We start from the raw sequence: 15,751 nt of genomic DNA, 5'->3' as shown, positions 1-15,751 counted from the left end.
GCGCGCCGCTGGAGCTCACTACTTCGGCAGCAGCTTGAGGCTGGGCGCCGGAAATTCCAGCGCGTCCTCAGCCTGCCCGACCGCCGGAATCTCGATCCAGCGATCGGCAACGCCGTCACATTCCTGCACCACCGGAAAATGCAGCATCTGGCCTGCCGGCAGGTCGGACGCCAGTGTCGCGCGAAAGACGAATTCGTCGTAGAATTCGTCTGGCAGGCTGCCGGCGCTCCAGTCGATCTCCTTGACGCCGCTGGTCACTGCCTGGCCGTAGAGCTGGTAGGATTTCTCGTATTTGCCGTTCTTGACCTGCAGTGTCCAACCCGGCTTCGGCATCGGTTTGACCGAGAGCAGCCCTTCCGGGATCTGCACGCGCAAGGCGGTCGTTGCCTTGCCCTCGCAGCCATGCGGCACCCGAAGAACCGCCTTGTAGGTCGAGCCGACCGCCGCCTCCGGCGTTTCGAGCGTTATGTGGGCGAAGGCCGCGCTGGTCCCGAGGACGAGAAGCACGCAGCCGGGCAAAAGAGATTTCTTCATGATGGTACCTCTCGAAGCGGCCAAGTCAGTCGTCGTCCTGGGGTGCCGCGCTGCCGATGCCTTGCACGGCGAATTCAATCTGCACGGGCCCGGCTTTCTCGAAGGTCAGCGTGGCGGAGAACATTTCGCCCTCCTTGGGCCGCCGCTTCAAATCCATGAACATCAGATGATAGCCCTTAGGCGCCAGCGCGACCTTGCCGCCGGCCGGGATTTCGAGGCCGCCGGTGACCGGCCGCATGGTCATGACGCCATTGCTGACGCCCATCTCGTGCAGTTCGGCCTTAACCGAAATGTCGGAGGTGATCGACAGCAGGCGATCCGGCGCACTGCCGGTGTTGGTGATGGTGAAGTAGCCGCCGGCTACCTTGGCGCCGGCTGGCGTGGCGCGCGACCAGGGGTGCCCGATCTCGAGACCGCCAAGCTTGAACTCATGTGCCAACACCGTCTGGGCGTTGGCGAACAGGAGGGCAAGAACGCAAAGGGCGACGCCGAGACGCTGCTCGAAACTACCCAGTGAGAAGCGCCTGCGGCTGGATGCGGCAGCGCGAAAAGAGTGAGACATGATTGCTCCGTGGATTTTAAGAGATCGCGCCGATGCCGGTCGCGAACGATGTCGATAAACGCGCCGGCCAAGGGTGTGCGCGGCGCAAACCAGAACGGATCAGGCCGTCGCCGGTGGTGCGCGCGGATTGGACGGAGTGCGGGCGCGGGCGAAATCGCGATGCCGGAAGGCCGGCAGGAGAAAGGCGATGGTTTCGACGGAAGGGCTGCGAGACAGGCTCCCGGTGGCATCGGGCGGCGCGTAGACCGCCGAAACGAGGTTGCAGCCAAGCATGCAGCAAGCCGGCATGTGCTGCTGATGCGGATCCCCGGCCGGGAGTTGCGCCGCACCGTCATGGGTGCAGATCGTGTTGCCGAAAGCATCGAATTGCGAGGCGTTCGGCTCGATGCCGGAAGCAAACGCGCCGAACATCGACTGGAGCACGAAAAGCCAGGCCGCGGCGAACGCGACCGGCATGCTCCATCGTCTCCGGCGTATGGTCAAGAACCAGCCTCTTCACGCAGCAACGTCAGCTCTCTAGCACGGAGCCGGCGGCCGGAAAATCGCCAAAACGTTGCTGCGGCAACGCAACACAATCACGCGCGCAGCGGCTGCCTGCCCTCGGGAATCGACGTCAGCAGCGTGTGGCGGGCCGATTTCAGGTGCTTGCGGCAGGCGGCGTCGACCTTGACGAGATCGCGCGATTTGAGTGCGGCGATATAGGCGAGATGCTCCTGGACCGCAACTTCGTTGCGCTCGCGCTCCTGCGCTTTGTTCCACTGGTAGTGGTAGTGGAAGATCATGGCGATGACGTCGTAGAAATCGACGATGAAGCGGTTGTGCGACGCCCGGTGGATCAGCCGGTGAAAGCGCTCGTCGAGCTCGGAGAACGCGTTGAAGCGCACGGCGATCTCGCGCGCCAGCAGGCGATGCTCGTCTTCCAGGCTGTCGAGGTCGGCCCAGACCGGGCTGTCCTCGGGCAGAGCGGCAAAGGCTGCGGCCGAGCGCAGTTCGAACATCTCGCGGATTTCGGTCAGCTCCAGCGCGAAGGCGCGGGTAAAGCCTTTCAGCACCCAATGACTGTTGCGGCGCTTCTCGATCAGGCCGAAGCGCGAGAAGCGGATCAGGAATTCGCGCACGCTGGTGGTGCCGACGCCGATCTCGCGCGCCAGTTCGAGTTCGTTGATCTGCATGCCGGCCTCGGCGCCACCGGCAAGCAGCCGCCGCATGAAGGAGCGTTCGATGATCTCGGCCAGCGTGTCGGTCTCTTCCTCGGGAAAAAAATCCTCCGGCCGCGTCTCGCGCAGAACCGTCTTGCTGCGCTTGTTCCAATCTATCAGCCCGGTCTCTTCCATGCGGGCAAGGATGGTGCGGACGGTCGTGCGGCTGACGCCGAGCAGCGTGCCCAGTTCCGGCTCCGAAGGCAGGCTCCTGGTTTCGTCGAGCAGCCTCAGGCCGCGATTGTAGGCGTCCTTGTAAACGTTGTTGCTCTTCGACATGCCCTGCCCCGTGGCGCGCCGGCGTTTACGGCCGGCGTTGATCGTTTCTCGCGCATGAAATCGAAATCGCTTCGGAAAACATCATGCGCAACGCTGGTTTTGGTTGTAGAGCCTGCTTCGCATATCCAAAAGACGCGACGCGCTCCGGCGAAAAAACGATTGACGCAAAAATGTTTTTTCACGATAAAAGACATTATATGTTAAGAGCCGCGTGTCAATCCGCTCGCGCACCCAGGAACATACCCAGGAAGCTCCCGTGAACGCCGCAAACAGCATTCTTCTGTCTCCCGCCGACAATGTCGCGGTCGCCAATGGCCGCATCGAGATCGGCACCGTACTGCCGGGCGGCGCCGTCGCCGCCGCGCTGATCGAGCCGGGCCACAAGGTGGCGATCAAGCCGATTGCCGCCGGCGAAGCCGTGGTCAAATACGCCCAGGCAATCGGCCGCGCCACGCAGGACATCGCGCCCGGCGACCATGTCCATTCGCACAATCTGGTCTTCGAAAGCGGGCGTTTGCCGGTGGTGCCGCCAAGCGAGGCAGTGCACGCGACCGAGGCCGACCGCGCCCGCACCTTCATGGGCTACCGCCGTGCCGACGGCCGTGCCGGCACGCGCAACTTCATCGGCATTCTCGCCAGCGTCAATTGCTCGGCCACCGTCTGCCATGCCATCGCCGACGCCGCGAACCGCACGCTTCTGCCGCAATATCCCGGCATCGACGGCTTCGTCCCGATCGTCCACGGCCAGGGCTGCGGCATGAGCGCCACCGGCGATGGCATGATGGTGCTGCACCGCACACTGGCCGGCTATGCACGTCATCCGAATTTCGGCGGCGTGCTGATGGTCGGGCTCGGCTGCGAGGTCAACCAGCTCACCCTCTATGGCCAGAAGGGTGTCGCCGCGGGAAAACGCCATTTCAACATCCAGGAAGCCGGCGGCTCGCGCAAATCGGTCGAGAAGGCGCTGGTCGTGCTGGCCGAGATCGCCGAAGAGGTCGGCAAGCTTCAGCGTGAGCCGATCCCGGTCAGCGAGATCGTCGTCGGCCTGCAATGCGGCGGCTCCGACGGCATGTCCGGCATCACTGCCAATCCGGCGCTGGGTGCGGCCGTCGACATTTTGGCCGGCGTCGGCGGCGTCGGCATCCTCTCCGAAACGACGGAGATCTACGGCGCCGAGCACCTGCTTGCCTATCGCGCCGCAACTCCCGAGATCGCCGCCAAGCTCGACGGCTACGTGAAATGGTGGGAAGACCATGTCGCCAAGCATGGCGCATCCATCGACAACAATCCCTCGCCCGGCAACAAGCGCGGCGGCCTGACCACCATCCTGGAAAAGTCGCTCGGCGCGGTCGCCAAGGGCGGCCAGACGCCGCTCAACGGCGTCTTCGGCTATGCCGAAAAGGTCACCGGGCACGGGCTGGTGTTCATGGACACGCCCGGCTACGACCCGGTCTCGGCCACCGGCCAGGTGGCGGGTGGCGCGAACGTCATCGTCTTCACCACCGGCCGCGGCTCCTGCTTCGGCTGCCGGCCGACGCCGTCGATCAAGGTCGCCAGCAACTCGACCATGTACCACACCATGGAAGAGGACATGGACGTGAATTGCGGCGTCATCGCCTCGGGCGAAAAGACCATTGCCGGCATGGGCCGCGAGATCTTCGAACTGATCGTCGAGACAGCTTCGGGCCGCAAGACCAAGAGCGAGGAATTCGGCTACGGCGACAACGAGTTCGTGCCGTGGCACCTCGGTGCGACGCTCTAAGCCGGACCGCTCGCGACAGTCGCGAACACCTGACGTGATCGCCAGGTGTCACAGTTCGTACATCCCCGAAAAAAGAATGAACATTCCATATTGACTGAGTGATGGAATTAATATTCCATGCGACATATTGGAGGAGATTGGCAGCGGAGTTCCGACAGAAAAAACTCTCCCGCCCAGCCATTCGAAGCAGGCATCAAACAGCGCTTGCGCCGACTGAGTTGATGCACTATCAAAAAGCGGTAAATGTTTTTTATTGATAAAGTTCCGTTTAGGCCGCGCCATCCGAATGGAGCTTCCATAACATTCACCGGGCGACTTAGGGAGGACTCCTAATGAAATTCGTGACCAGCATTCTCAATCGCCGCGCCTTCGTGGCACTCACAGCCGCCTCGATGCTTGCCGGCGTGATGCATTCGGCCCCGGCATCCGCGGCCGACGTGACCATTCCGATCATAGTCAAGGACACCACGTCCTTCTACTGGCAGATCGTCCTGGCCGGCGCCCGCAAGGCCGGCAAGGACCTGGGCGTCAACGTGCCGGAGCTCGGCGCCCAGGCCGAGACCGACGTCAACGGCCAGATCTCGATCCTCGAAAATGCCGTCGCCGGCAACCCGGCCGCCGTCGTCATCGCGCCAACCGAAGCCAAGGCGCTCGGCAAGCCGATCGACGAGGCCGCCACCAAGGTCAAGATCATCGGTATCGACTCCGGCGCCGACTCCAAGGCCTTCACCTCGTTCCTGACCACCGACAACATTCAGGGCGGCCGCGTCGCCGCTGACGGCCTTGCCGCAGCCATCGGCGAAGCCAATGGCGGCAAGGTCGAGGGCGACGTCGCTCTGATCACCGCGCTTCCGGGCGCCGGCTCGCTCGAACAGCGCGCCCAGGGTTTTAAGGAACAGCTCGCCGCCAAATATCCCGGCCTCAAGCTGGTCGCCGACAAATACGCCGACGGCCAGGCCACCACCGGCCTCAACATCGCCACCGACCTGATCACCGCCAACCCCAACCTCAAGGGCATCTTCGCCTCCAACCTGATCATGGCGCAGGGCGTCGGTCAGGCGATCGCCGAGAACAGCCTCGCAGGCAAGGTCGGGCTGGTCGGCTTCGACAGCGACGAGAAGCTGATCAAGTTCCTCAATGACGGCGTCATTTCGGCGCTCGTCGTCCAGGATCCGTACCGGATGGGCTATGACGGCATCAAGACGGCGCTTGCCGCCTCGAAGGGCGAGAAGGTCGAAGCCAATGTCGACACCGGCGCCAACCTGGTCACCAAGGCCAACATGAAGGATCCGAAGATCGACGCGCTGCTCAACCCGAAGCTCGACTGAGCATCGCCGCTGTGAACTGTTTCCGGGGCCTTTTCGCCCCGGAAACATCCCACTCGTGCCAATCGCGAGGCCAATCTTTGGGGGCCAATCTGGGAGGATTGTCATGATGTCGACGGCGCAGGAACTCCATCCGGCCCCAACGCTTGAACCGGGCAGGACCATCCTCGAACTCCGCGGGCTGGAAAAGCGCTATCCCGGCACTCACGCGCTGAAGCCGGTCGACCTCGCCTTCAAGGCCGGCGAGATCCACGCCATCGTCGGCGAGAACGGCGCCGGCAAATCCACCCTGATCAAGCTTCTGACCGGCGTCATGCCGCGCACCTCCGGCGACGTCATCTGGGAGGGCAAGCCTGCCGCATTGGCGACGCCGCATGAGGCGATGGCGCTCGGCATCAATGCCGTGCATCAGGAAGTCGTCCTGTGCCGCCATCTCACCGTCGCCGCCAACATGTTCCTCGGCGAGGAGGATTCCCGTTTCGGTATCCTGCAGCAGCGGGCGATGGTCAGGCAGGCGCAGAAGATCATCGACGATCTCGGCTTCGACCTGCCGGCGCATGTCAAGCTGGGTGACCTGACCATCGGTCAGCAGCAGTTGATCGCCGCCGCCCGCGCCACCGTGCGCGGCACCAAATTCCTGATCTTCGACGAACCGACCGCCTACCTCACCCGCAAGGAGGCCGACCAGCTGTTCACGCTGATCCGCCGGCTGAAGGGCGAAGGCGTCACCATCATCTACATCAGCCATCGCATGGAAGAAGTGTTCGAGCTCGCCGACCGCGTCTCGGTGCTGCGCGACGGCACGCTGGTCGGCACCAGGAATATCGCCGAGACCAATGACGCCGAGCTGGTCAAGATGATGATCAACCGCTCGATCGAGCAGGTCTACCACAAGGAGCATTTCACCCCGGGCGCGATGCTTGTAGAAACCAGGAACCTGTCCGGCAAGGGTTTCGAAAATGTCTCGATGTCCGTCCGCGCCGGCGAGATCGTCGGCCTCTACGGGCTGATCGGCGCCGGCCGCAGCGAGTTCGTCACCACGCTCTATGGCCGCCACCGCAAGGCGGCCGGCCAGATCCTCTGGGAGGGCAAGGAGGTCAAGGTCAATTCAGAACATGACGCGATCAGGCTCGGCATGGCGCTGGCCCCGGAAAGCCGCCGCGACCAGGGCCTCTGCCTCAACCTGCCGGTCGGGCTCAACCTCAATCTGCCGATCTACAAGCGCATCTCAAGCAATCTGCTGATCTCCCGCGCGCAGGAAAAAGCCCAGGCCGATCGCCAGATCGCCGACCTGCGCATCAAGACGCCGACGCGAAGTGCGCTGGCCTCCAGCCTGTCCGGCGGCAATCAGCAGAAGATCGTCATCGGCAAATGGCTCGCGCACGGCGCCAAGCTGTTCATCTTCGACGAGCCGACCGTCGGCGTCGATGTCGGCACCAAGGCCGAGATCTACCGCCTGTTTGGCGCGCTGTTATCCAAGGGCGCCGGCATCATCCTGATCTCGTCCTACCTGCCCGAGGTCTATGAGCTCGCCGACACGCTGCACGTGTTCCGGCGCGGCAAGCTGGTGGCCACGCATGGGTTTCATACCGCTGATCACGAGGAGATCCTCACCCAGGCGCTGGCCGAGAAACAAGAAAGACCGGGAGGACGGATATGAGCACCGAGGCGATCGCTGCCGAAAGGCCGAAACGCAACTACAACGCCCTGTTCGGGCTGACACTGCTGGCACTGCTGGTTCTTTTGTGGATCATCTTGTCGGTGGCGACGCCGAGCTTCGCCTCGGCCAACAACATCTCGAACCTGTTGCGGCAAGGGTCGATGATCGCCATCCTGGCGGTCGGCCAGACCTTCGTCATCATCACCGGCGGCATCGACCTTTCCGTCGGCGCCGTTGTCGGCTTCGCCACCGTCATCGTCGCGATGCTGATCAACGCCGGCACACCGGTTTTCCTAGCCATCCTGATTACCTTGCTGGTCGGCGTCGCCATTGGCATGTTCCATGGCTTCGGCATCGTCAAGATGGGCTTGCCACCCTTCATCATCACCCTGGCGACGCTGACCTCGCTGCGCGGCATCGGCCTGTTGATGACCAACGGCAACTCGATCTCGATCAACAACGACGCCTTCCAGACGTTCTCGCGCAGTTCCTTCGTCGGCGTCCCCAATCTGTTCTGGATGGTGATCCTGGTCGGCATTCCGGCCTACATCTTCCTGCACCACAGCCGCTGGGGCCGTTACCTGTTCTCGGTCGGCTCCAACGCCGAGGCATCGCGTCTGTCGGGCGTCAACGTCCAGCGCACAATCTACATGGCCTATACGTTGTCGGGGCTGTGTGCGGCCTTCGTCGGCGTGCTGCTCGCGTCGCGCATCGGCATCGGCAATCCGACGCAGGCCGAGGGCTGGGAATTGCAGGCGATCGCTTCTTCGGTGATCGGCGGCACGTCGCTGTTCGGCGCTGTCGGCTCCGTGCACGGGCCGCTGCTCGGCGCCTTCATCCTTGCCACCATCAACAACGGCGCCAATCTGCTCAACGTCAACGCCTTCTGGCAGCGCATCATCACCGGGGTGCTGATCATCGTCATCGTCTATTTCGACGGGCTGCGCCGCCGCGGCAAATAGATCGCCCCCTAACAGCCGCCGGCCTCAACAGCAGAGCCGGCGGTGCCATGAACCGACTGGATTGAAGCATGAAAGCCGTCGTCTGCCGCTCGCCCGGCGAACTTGTCCTCGAAGATCGCCCGGCGCCTGGCGCGCCGCCCTCGGGCTGGGCGCTGGTCGCGGTCAGTCATGTCGGCATCTGCGGCACCGATTATCACATTTTTGAAGGCAAGCACCCGTTCCTCGCCTATCCCCGCATCATGGGCCATGAAGTCTCGGGGACCGTGCTGGAGACCGGCCAAGGCGTCGATCTGGCAATAGGCGAAGCGGTGATCGTCAATCCCTATCTCGCCTGCGGCAAATGCATCGCCTGCCGGCAAGGCAAGCCGAATTGCTGCGTCAGGATCGAGGTGCTCGGCGTCCATCGCGACGGCGCCATGTGCGAGCAGATCCTGGTGCCGGCGCAAAATCTTTATCCGGCAAACGGCCTGTCGCTGGCCGATGCGGCCGCCGTCGAATTCCTGGCGATCGGGGCGCATGCGGTGCGGCGCTCGCTGGCTCAATCGGGCGCGCGTACCCTGGTCATCGGCGCCGGCCCGATCGGCCTCGGCACGGCGCTGTTCGCCCGGATCGCCGGGCTCGACGTGACGCTGCTCGACATGAGCGCTGAACGGCTTGGCTTTGCCGAAAGCGGACTCGGCTTCGCGACCCTCGACGGTTCGCGGGGAGCCGCCGCCGATCTGGTGCGACAGGCGACCGACGGCGATGGTTTTGACGTGGTCTTCGACGCCACCGGCAACACCCAGTCGGTGCAGTCGGCCTTCGCCCATGTCGCGCATGGCGGCACGCTGGTGCTGGTCAGCGTCGTCAAGGACGACATCGCCTTTTCCGATCCCGAATTCCACAAGCGCGAGATGATGCTGATCGGCAGCCGCAACGCTCTGCGCGCCGATTTCGACCATGTCGCCGCTTCAATCCGCAACGGTGCGGTGCCGCTGGCAAAGCTAGTCACCCACCGCACCACGCTTGGCGAGACGCCGCGCGACCTCGCCCGCTGGGCACATGAGAAATCCGGGCTGATCAAGGCGGTCATCCAGGTCGGATGACACAACGATAGCCGCGTCTCAAAGCGCCGACAGTTTGAGTTCGATCCGCTCGGCCGGGAAGCGCGACTCCGAAAACTGGATCGGCTGACCGTCGGGCGTGACGTTGACGGCGACCGTCACCAGCACGATGGCGCCGGGCTGCAGGTCGAGGTCGGCAAGGTCGGCGGCATCGGCATGGCGCGCCGACAGCACGGTCGATTGCCGGAGATAGTCGTCGATGCCGAAACGTGCCAGCGATGCCGTGATCGAACCGGTTTCTGCCATGGCAGCATCGATGCCGGCAAAGCGCCTGGCATCGAACCAGCCGGCAGCGCGGGACACCGGCATCCCATCGGCTTCGCCCCGCGTTTCCAGGCGTATCACGTCGGCCCCCTGCACAAGGCCTAAGCCCTCTGCGACACGACGGTTGGCTGGCTCGACCGACGACGCGAGCAAGGTGATGTGCCGCTCTGACGCCTGTCCTTGCAATCCCTCGGAAAAGCGGGTGCGGGCGCCGATCGGATAGGACAGCCGCTTTCGCGACAGCACGAAGGTGCCACGCCCTTGCTCCGCCTTGAGCACACCCTCCTGCACCAGCGCTGCGATAGCGCTGCGCACCGTATGGCGGTTGACGCCATAGCGTTCGGCAAGTGCCACCTCAGGCGGCAGCGCGGCATTCTCGGGAAAATCGCCGACGGCGATCGAATGCAGGATCTGGTCGGCGATCTGCCGCCATAGCGCGACACCGCTGCGCCGCTCGATGCTGTTGGCTTGCCCGATCATTTCCCGCCCCAATCTTTGCGCCGACCTTTTGGCCCGTGTCACGTACACGTCATAGACACATGCTAGATAATAGATATAATTTGTATAGTTGTCTATATCAATAGACAAATGCACGCAAACGAGGAGTAGCAGCCATGCGAGGACGGGAAGCGCGAGAGCAGGCCGAGCGCAAGGCCGTAATGGCGACGCTGGCGCAATCGTCCGGCTACGACATTGTCCGCCTCTGGGACGAAGCCGGCCTGCCTTCCGAAGCTGAACTTCTGCGTGGCCCCGAAACCGGCCTGGTTACCGTGCGCGGCCGCATCGGCGGCGGCGGCGCGCCGTTCAATGTCGGCGAGGCGACGGTCACCCGTGCCACGGTGCGGCTTGCGTCCGGCCATGTCGGCCACTGCTATGCGCTCGGCCGCGACAAGCAGAAGGCAAGGCTGGCAGCAATCGCCGATGCGCTGTGGCAGGACCCGGCCCACCGCAACGGGGTCGAGACCAGGCTCGTCGCGCCCTTGCAGGCGGCACTGGCCAAGGCCCGTGACCAGCGCCGCGCCGAGACGGCGGCGACCAAGGTCGATTTCTTCACAATGGTGCGCGGAGAAGACTGATGGACCTCGCCACTCAATCGATCGAAGGCGGCTTCGCCGATCCGGTATTCAACGCGCAGACCGTATTCCGCGCTGTGATGGACGCGATGGCGCGGCCGGGCAGCGTGCAGCCCTTGCCGGCCCTCGCCCACCCCCCCGTGCCGCTGTCGGCCACCGCCGGTGCCATTGCTCTGGCGCTGTGCGACAACGACACGCCGCTCTGGCTCGACCCGGCTTTGCAGGGGTCGGCGGCGGTGAAATCCTGGCTTGGCTTCCATACCGGCGCGCCGCTGGCCAACACCCCGGCCGACGCGCATTTCGCGCTGATTGCCACGCCGGCCGAGATGATGGCGCTCGACGGGTTTTCGCAAGGCACCCAGGATTATCCCGATCGTTCGACGACGCTGATCCTTGAGGTCGGCGATCTCGTCTCCGGCGCTCCGCTGCTGCTCGAAGGCCCGGGCATCGAGAAGACGGCGACGATCGCGCCGGCGCAAATGCCGCGTCATTTCGTCGAGCAATGGAAGCAGAACAATCAGCGCTTTCCGCGGGGTGTCGACATCATCCTCGCCACGTCCGACGCAATTGCCTGCCTGCCGCGCACGACGCGCATTAAGACGATGGAGGCGTAGGATGTATGTCGCGGTAAAAGGCGGTGAAGCGGCCATCCGCAACGCCCACAAATTGCTCGCCGACCGCCGGCGCGGCGACCGCTCGGTGCCCGCACTTCGCCTCGACCAGATCGTTGAGCAGCTGGCGCTCGGCGTCGACCGCGTGATGGGCGAAGGTTCGCTCTACGACAGGGAATTGGCGGCACTCGCCATCGTCCAGGCGCGCGGCGACATGATCGAGGCGATCTTCCTGGTTCGCGCCTATCGCACGACGCTGCCGCGCTTCGGCTACACCAGGGCGATCGACACCGGCACAATGCTGGTCGAGCGGCGGGTGTCGGCGACCTACAAGGACCTGCCCGGCGGTCAGCTGCTCGGCCCGACTTTCGACTACACCCATCGCCTGCTCGATCCCGAGCTTGCCGCCGGCGGCGATGTCGCCGAACCGGAGCAGCGTGCAGGCGAAGCGGAGGCGATGCCGCGCGTCTCCGCGATCCTCGCCCGCGAAGGCCTGATCGAGCCCGACGGCGACATGCCTGGGGATCATGTCCCCGGCGACATCACCCGCGAGCCGCTGGAATTCCCGATGGCGCGCGACATCCGCCTGCAGGCGCTGTCACGCGGCGACGAGGGTTTTCTGCTGGCGCTCGGCTACTCCACCCAGCGCGGCTATGCGCGCAGCCACCCTTTCGTCGGCGAGGTTCGCATCGGCGAGGTCGAACTGGAACTGGACGTGCCGGAACTGCCCTTTGCCGTGCCGATCGGCAGCATCCGCGTCACCGAATGCCAGATGGTCAACCAGTTCAAGGGCTCGGCCAAGGCGCCGCCGCAATTCACCCGCGGCTACGGCCTCGTTTTCGGCCAGGGCGAGCGCAAGGGGATGGCCATGGCGCTATGCGACCGCGCTCTTCGTGCAACCGAATTCGGCGAAGATGTTGTCGCCGCCGCGCAAGACGAAGAGTTCGTCATCTCGCATTCCGACAATGTCCAGGCGACCGGCTTCGTCGAGCATCTGAAGCTGCCGCACTATGTTGATTTCCAGGCCGAACTCGACCTCGTGCGCCGCATGCGCGCCGCGCACGACGCCCGCGAAAACGCCGGCAAGGCCGACGAGAAAAGGCAGGCCGCGGAATGACCGGACAACCGACCGACATCGCCACCTACAACTTCGCCTATCTCGACGAGCAGACCAAGCGGATGATCCGCCGCGCCATCCTCAAGGGCATCGCCATCCCCGGCTATCAGGTGCCGTTCGCCTCGCGCGAGATGCCGATGCCCTATGGCTGGGGCACCGGCGGCGTCCAGGTCACGGCGTCGATCATCGGACCGGACGATGTTCTCAAGGTCATCGACCAGGGCGCCGACGACACCACCAATGCCGTCTCGATCCGCGCCTTCTTCAAGAAGGTCGCCAATGTCGCGGTCACCACCGAGACGGCCAAGGCGACCATCATCCAGACCCGCCATCGCATCCCTGAACATCCGCTGAGTGCCGGTCAGGTGCTGGTCTATCAGGTGCCAATCCCCGAGCCGCTGCGCTTCCTCGAGCCGCGCGAAACGGAGACGCGCAAAATGCATGCGCTTGAGGAATACGGCCTCATGCATGTGAAGCTCTACGAGGACATCGCCAGGCACGGCCGCATCGCCACCACCTATGCCTACCCGGTCAAGGTCGAAGGCCGCTATGCGATGGATCCGTCGCCGACGCCGAAATTCGACAATCCCAAGATGCACCGTTCGCCGGCTCTGCAGTTGTTCGGCGCCGGCCGCGAAAAACGCATCTATGCGCTGCCGCCCTTTACCGAGGTGGTCAGCCTCGACTTCGAGGATCATCCCTTCGAAGTGCAGACCTTCGACCAGCCCTGCGCGCTGTGCGCGGCCGAGAACGTCTATCTCGACGAGGTCATCCTCGACGACCATGGCGGCCACATGTTCGTCTGCTCCGACACCGATCATTGCGAGAAGCGGCGCGCCGAAGGCCACCGCGGCCATCTCGCGCCCGAGACCCATCTTGCCCCAGGAAAAATGGAGCCGGCTGAATGACCGACGAACCGCTGCTGCGCGTTTCGGCGCTGTCCAAATTCTACGGCTCGCGCGTCGGCTGCGAGAACGTCACCTTTGACCTGTGGCCGGGCGAGGTGCTGGCGGTGGTTGGCGAATCCGGTTCCGGCAAGACGACTTTGCTCAACTGCCTGTCGACTCGGCTGCTGCCCAGCTCCGGCACCGCCAGCTACCGCATGCGCGACGGCCAGTTCCGTGAGCTTTACCGCATGAGCGAGGCCGAGCGCCGCTTCCTGATGCGCACCGACTGGGGCTTTGTCCATCAGAACCCCGCCGACGGGCTGCGCATGACGGTGTCGGCCGGCGCCAATGTCGGCGAACGGCTGATGGCGGTCGGCGACCGCCACTATGGCAGGATCCGCGCGACGGCGGTCGACTGGCTGTCGCGCGTCGAGATCGACGAAGACCGCATCGACGACGAGCCGCGCGCCTTCTCCGGCGGCATGCGCCAGCGCCTGCAGATCGCCCGCAACCTGGTCACAGGGCCGCGGCTGGTGTTCATGGACGAGCCGACCGGCGGCCTCGACGTTTCGGTACAGGCACGCCTGCTCGATCTGCTGCGCGGGCTGGTCACCGATCTCGGCCTGGCGGCCATCGTCGTCACCCACGATCTCGCCGTGGCGCGGCTGTTGTCGCAGCGCATGATGGTGATGAAGGACGGCCGCGTCGTCGAAAGCGGCCTCACCGACCGCGTCCTCGACGATCCGCGCGCGCCCTACACCCAGTTGCTTGTCTCCTCGATTCTGCAGGTGTGACGATGATTGCTCCGGCGTACCCCCCTCTGGCCTGCCGACCATCTCCCCCTCAAGGGGGGAGATCGGCAGCTTTTATGTCCCGCCCGTTCTGCGACACAGGAGAATGGCGAAACCGAATGCGACAGCCAATCTCCCCCCCTGAGGGGGAGATGGCCGGCAGGCCAGAGGGGGGTGTTGGCCCGCAAACGACTGGCGAATGGAGCACCCTCTGATGGCAACCCCGCTCGTCGTCTCCGATGTCGCCAAGAGCTTCACCATGCATCTGCGCGACGGCATCAAACTGCCTGTCGTCGCCGGTGTCTCTTTCGCGATCAGGGCCGGCGAATGCTCCGTGCTCGGCGGCCCGTCCGGCGCCGGCAAGAGCTCGATCCTGAAAATGCTCTACGGCAATTATGCCGTCGACGCAGGCCAGATCATCGTCCAGCACGAGGACGGGCTCATCGATCTCGCCACGGCCAGCCCGCGCACCGTGCTAGCCGTGCGCCGGCTCACGATCGGCTATGTCAGCCAGTTCCTGCGCACCGTGCCGCGCGTCTCGGCGCTCGATGTCGTCGCCGAACCGCTGGTCGAGCGCGGCGAGGAGCGCGAAGCCGCGCGCGGCAAGGCACGCGACTTGCTGGCCCAATTGAACCTGCCGGAAAAACTCTGGGCGCTGCCGCCGGCGACGTTCTCCGGCGGCGAACAGCAGCGCGTCAACATCGCGCGCGGCTTCATCACCGAGCATCCGATCCTGCTGCTCGACGAGCCGACCGCTTCGCTTGATGCGAAGAACCGGGACGTGGTGATTTCCCTGATCGCCGCCAAGAAGGCGGCGGGCGTCGCTTTGCTCGGCATCTTCCACGATTACGACGTGCGCGAAGCCGTCGCCGATCGCATCATAGACGTGACCGCCTTCGCCGCTGGGAAAATCGCCGCATGACCAGGAAATTGTCGGAGGCCCCGCTGGTCCACGAGACGGCGGAGATCGAGAACTCGACGCTCGGCCGCTGGACCGAGATCGCCGACCGAAGCCGGGTTTCGGAAAGCATGATCGGCGACTATTCCTACATGATGCAGGACTGCAGCGTCTGGTGCGCGACAATCGGCAAATTCGCCAACATCGCCGCCAGCGTCCGCATCAATGCCACAATCATCCGACCTGGCGGCCGACGCTGCACCATTTCACCTATCGCGCCTCCGACTATTGGGACGACGCCGAGCACGAGAGCGAATTCTTCGCTCAGCGCCGCGCCAAACGCGTCACCATCGGCCACGACACCTGGCTCGGCCATGGCTCGACCGTCCTGCCCGGCGTCACCGTTGGCGACGGTGCGGCGGTCGGTGCCGGCGCAGTGGTATCGAAGGACGTCGCTCCCTACACCATCGTCGGCGGCGTACCGGCCAAGCCGATCCGCGAGCGCTTCGACCGCCGCACCGCGGAGCGCTATCAGGCGCTCGCCTGGTGGGATTGGGATCATGCAAGGCTGCGCGCCGCGCTCGACGATTTCCGGGAGCTGTCGGCGGAGGCTTTTCTGGAGAAGTATGGTGGCTAAGGATCGTGAATGGTAATGGCGGGCAGCGAATAAATTTCGAGGCTCAGGAAAGCCTTTCTTATCACCATTCACCATTCGAGCTTCTCG

General features: G+C 64.4%; 17 protein-coding genes and 1 pseudogene. 12 read left to right on the top strand and 6 right to left on the bottom strand.

Annotated elements, in window-relative coordinates:
• Nucleotides 1–18: 18 nt before the first annotated feature.
• From NKH01_RS07765 to NKH01_RS07750, 4 genes are all read right to left on the bottom strand, one after another.
• A complete protein-coding gene (locus NKH01_RS07765) occupies nucleotides 19–534 on the bottom strand; it encodes a YcnI family copper-binding membrane protein (RefSeq protein ID WP_353019854.1) in 516 nt (171 codons plus the stop codon).
• 25 nt (nucleotides 535–559) lie between these two features.
• A complete protein-coding gene (locus NKH01_RS07760) occupies nucleotides 560–1,096 on the bottom strand; it encodes a copper chaperone PCu(A)C (RefSeq protein ID WP_352483617.1) in 537 nt (178 codons plus the stop codon).
• Between the two features lie 99 nt (nucleotides 1,097–1,195).
• Nucleotides 1,196–1,552, bottom strand: coding sequence for a DUF2946 family protein (locus tag NKH01_RS07755; protein WP_353019853.1), 357 nt, complete (start codon nucleotides 1,550–1,552; stop codon nucleotides 1,196–1,198).
• A gap of 119 nt (nucleotides 1,553–1,671) precedes the next feature.
• Complete coding sequence (locus tag NKH01_RS07750; RefSeq protein ID WP_353019852.1) at nucleotides 1,672–2,574, bottom strand: GntR family transcriptional regulator; 903 nt, start codon at nucleotides 2,572–2,574, stop codon at nucleotides 1,672–1,674.
• 256 nt (nucleotides 2,575–2,830) lie between these two features.
• Here NKH01_RS07750 and NKH01_RS07745 point away from each other — a divergent pair, with 256 nt between their 5' ends.
• Nucleotides 2,831–4,336 carry a UxaA family hydrolase gene (locus tag NKH01_RS07745; RefSeq protein ID WP_353019851.1) on the top strand — a complete coding sequence of 502 codons (1,506 nt, stop codon included), beginning with the start codon at nucleotides 2,831–2,833 and terminating at the stop codon, nucleotides 4,334–4,336.
• A 48-nt stretch (nucleotides 4,337–4,384) separates the two neighbouring features.
• Here NKH01_RS07745 and NKH01_RS07740 read toward each other — a convergent pair whose 3' ends face one another.
• Nucleotides 4,385–4,618 carry a hypothetical protein gene (locus NKH01_RS07740; protein ID WP_156948245.1) on the bottom strand — a complete coding sequence of 78 codons (234 nt, stop codon included), beginning with the start codon at nucleotides 4,616–4,618 and terminating at the stop codon, nucleotides 4,385–4,387.
• Nucleotides 4,619–4,668: 50 nt separating this feature from the next.
• Between NKH01_RS07740 and NKH01_RS07735 the strand changes: the two genes are divergently transcribed.
• From NKH01_RS07735 to NKH01_RS07720, 4 genes are all read left to right on the top strand, one after another.
• Nucleotides 4,669–5,664: an ABC transporter substrate-binding protein gene (locus tag NKH01_RS07735; protein ID WP_023721963.1), complete on the top strand. Its 996-nt coding sequence runs from the start codon at nucleotides 4,669–4,671 to the stop codon at nucleotides 5,662–5,664.
• 103 nt (nucleotides 5,665–5,767) lie between these two features.
• The gene (locus NKH01_RS07730; protein WP_023721964.1) at nucleotides 5,768–7,321 is read left to right on the top strand and encodes a sugar ABC transporter ATP-binding protein; all 1,554 of its coding nucleotides are present in this window, start codon (nucleotides 5,768–5,770) and stop codon (nucleotides 7,319–7,321) included.
• Complete coding sequence (locus NKH01_RS07725) at nucleotides 7,318–8,283, top strand: ABC transporter permease (RefSeq protein ID WP_352483622.1); 966 nt, start codon at nucleotides 7,318–7,320, stop codon at nucleotides 8,281–8,283. The genes NKH01_RS07730 and NKH01_RS07725 overlap by 4 nt, the downstream gene beginning before the upstream one ends.
• A gap of 68 nt (nucleotides 8,284–8,351) precedes the next feature.
• Nucleotides 8,352–9,368 carry a zinc-binding alcohol dehydrogenase family protein gene (locus tag NKH01_RS07720; protein ID WP_352642648.1) on the top strand — a complete coding sequence of 339 codons (1,017 nt, stop codon included), beginning with the start codon at nucleotides 8,352–8,354 and terminating at the stop codon, nucleotides 9,366–9,368.
• Nucleotides 9,369–9,386: 18 nt separating this feature from the next.
• Here NKH01_RS07720 and phnF read toward each other — a convergent pair whose 3' ends face one another.
• Entirely contained in the window at nucleotides 9,387–10,130 is a 744-nt protein-coding gene (gene phnF / locus NKH01_RS07715) for a phosphonate metabolism transcriptional regulator PhnF (protein ID WP_352592785.1), read from the bottom strand.
• A gap of 134 nt (nucleotides 10,131–10,264) precedes the next feature.
• Between phnF and phnG the strand changes: the two genes are divergently transcribed.
• The 7 genes and pseudogenes from phnG (at nucleotide 10,265) to NKH01_RS07680 (ending at nucleotide 15,664) form a co-directional block, all read left to right on the top strand.
• Nucleotides 10,265–10,726 (top strand): phosphonate C-P lyase system protein PhnG, encoded by a 462-nt coding sequence (phnG, locus tag NKH01_RS07710; RefSeq protein ID WP_353019850.1) that lies wholly within the window; start codon nucleotides 10,265–10,267, stop codon nucleotides 10,724–10,726.
• Complete coding sequence (gene phnH, locus NKH01_RS07705) at nucleotides 10,726–11,337, top strand: phosphonate C-P lyase system protein PhnH (RefSeq protein WP_352495514.1); 612 nt, start codon at nucleotides 10,726–10,728, stop codon at nucleotides 11,335–11,337. Before phnG ends, phnH begins: the two co-directional genes overlap by 1 nt.
• 1 nt (nucleotide 11,338) lies before the next feature.
• Nucleotides 11,339–12,451, top strand: coding sequence for a carbon-phosphorus lyase complex subunit (locus tag NKH01_RS07700; RefSeq protein WP_352856930.1), 1,113 nt, complete (start codon nucleotides 11,339–11,341; stop codon nucleotides 12,449–12,451).
• Nucleotides 12,448–13,359 (top strand): alpha-D-ribose 1-methylphosphonate 5-phosphate C-P-lyase PhnJ, encoded by a 912-nt coding sequence (locus tag NKH01_RS07695; RefSeq protein WP_353019849.1) that lies wholly within the window; start codon nucleotides 12,448–12,450, stop codon nucleotides 13,357–13,359. Before NKH01_RS07700 ends, NKH01_RS07695 begins: the two co-directional genes overlap by 4 nt.
• Entirely contained in the window at nucleotides 13,356–14,132 is a 777-nt protein-coding gene (gene phnK, locus NKH01_RS07690) for a phosphonate C-P lyase system protein PhnK (RefSeq protein ID WP_140536281.1), read from the top strand. The genes NKH01_RS07695 and phnK overlap by 4 nt, the downstream gene beginning before the upstream one ends.
• A gap of 211 nt (nucleotides 14,133–14,343) precedes the next feature.
• The gene (phnL, locus tag NKH01_RS07685; protein ID WP_023721973.1) at nucleotides 14,344–15,051 is read left to right on the top strand and encodes a phosphonate C-P lyase system protein PhnL; all 708 of its coding nucleotides are present in this window, start codon (nucleotides 14,344–14,346) and stop codon (nucleotides 15,049–15,051) included.
• Nucleotides 15,048–15,664 (top strand): annotated as a pseudogene (locus NKH01_RS07680) (DapH/DapD/GlmU-related protein). Before phnL ends, NKH01_RS07680 begins: the two are co-directional and overlap by 4 nt.
• Nucleotides 15,665–15,751: the final 87 nt, after the last annotated feature.

Origin of the sequence: Mesorhizobium sp. M1403 (assembly GCF_040317695.1) — a bacterium.
Lineage (GTDB): Bacteria > Pseudomonadota > Alphaproteobacteria > Rhizobiales > Rhizobiaceae > Mesorhizobium.
Note: the sequence above shows the minus strand (reverse complement) of the source record. Positions and strands in the feature narration are given on the sequence as shown.

What these genes read in the sequence shown, in the direction of transcription:
- phnF (WP_352592785.1), bottom strand. Translation starts at nt 10,130, where the DNA reads ATGATCGGGCAAGCCAACAGCATCGAGCGGCGCAGCGGTGTCGCGCTA.
- phnG (WP_353019850.1), top strand. Translation starts at nt 10,265, where the DNA reads ATGCGAGGACGGGAAGCGCGAGAGCAGGCCGAGCGCAAGGCCGTAATG.
- phnH (WP_352495514.1), top strand. Translation starts at nt 10,726, where the DNA reads ATGGACCTCGCCACTCAATCGATCGAAGGCGGCTTCGCCGATCCGGTA.
- phnK (WP_140536281.1), top strand. Translation starts at nt 13,356, where the DNA reads ATGACCGACGAACCGCTGCTGCGCGTTTCGGCGCTGTCCAAATTCTAC.
- NKH01_RS07730 (WP_023721964.1), top strand. Translation starts at nt 5,768, where the DNA reads ATGATGTCGACGGCGCAGGAACTCCATCCGGCCCCAACGCTTGAACCG.
- NKH01_RS07720 (WP_352642648.1), top strand. Translation starts at nt 8,352, where the DNA reads ATGAAAGCCGTCGTCTGCCGCTCGCCCGGCGAACTTGTCCTCGAAGAT.
- NKH01_RS07700 (WP_352856930.1), top strand. Translation starts at nt 11,339, where the DNA reads ATGTATGTCGCGGTAAAAGGCGGTGAAGCGGCCATCCGCAACGCCCAC.
- NKH01_RS07740 (WP_156948245.1), bottom strand. Translation starts at nt 4,618, where the DNA reads ATGGCGCGGCCTAAACGGAACTTTATCAATAAAAAACATTTACCGCTT.
- NKH01_RS07765 (WP_353019854.1), bottom strand. Translation starts at nt 534, where the DNA reads ATGAAGAAATCTCTTTTGCCCGGCTGCGTGCTTCTCGTCCTCGGGACC.
- phnL (WP_023721973.1), top strand. Translation starts at nt 14,344, where the DNA reads ATGGCAACCCCGCTCGTCGTCTCCGATGTCGCCAAGAGCTTCACCATG.
- NKH01_RS07725 (WP_352483622.1), top strand. Translation starts at nt 7,318, where the DNA reads ATGAGCACCGAGGCGATCGCTGCCGAAAGGCCGAAACGCAACTACAAC.
- NKH01_RS07735 (WP_023721963.1), top strand. Translation starts at nt 4,669, where the DNA reads ATGAAATTCGTGACCAGCATTCTCAATCGCCGCGCCTTCGTGGCACTC.
- NKH01_RS07760 (WP_352483617.1), bottom strand. Translation starts at nt 1,096, where the DNA reads ATGTCTCACTCTTTTCGCGCTGCCGCATCCAGCCGCAGGCGCTTCTCA.
- NKH01_RS07750 (WP_353019852.1), bottom strand. Translation starts at nt 2,574, where the DNA reads ATGTCGAAGAGCAACAACGTTTACAAGGACGCCTACAATCGCGGCCTG.
- NKH01_RS07695 (WP_353019849.1), top strand. Translation starts at nt 12,448, where the DNA reads ATGACCGGACAACCGACCGACATCGCCACCTACAACTTCGCCTATCTC.
- NKH01_RS07755 (WP_353019853.1), bottom strand. Translation starts at nt 1,552, where the DNA reads ATGCCGGTCGCGTTCGCCGCGGCCTGGCTTTTCGTGCTCCAGTCGATG.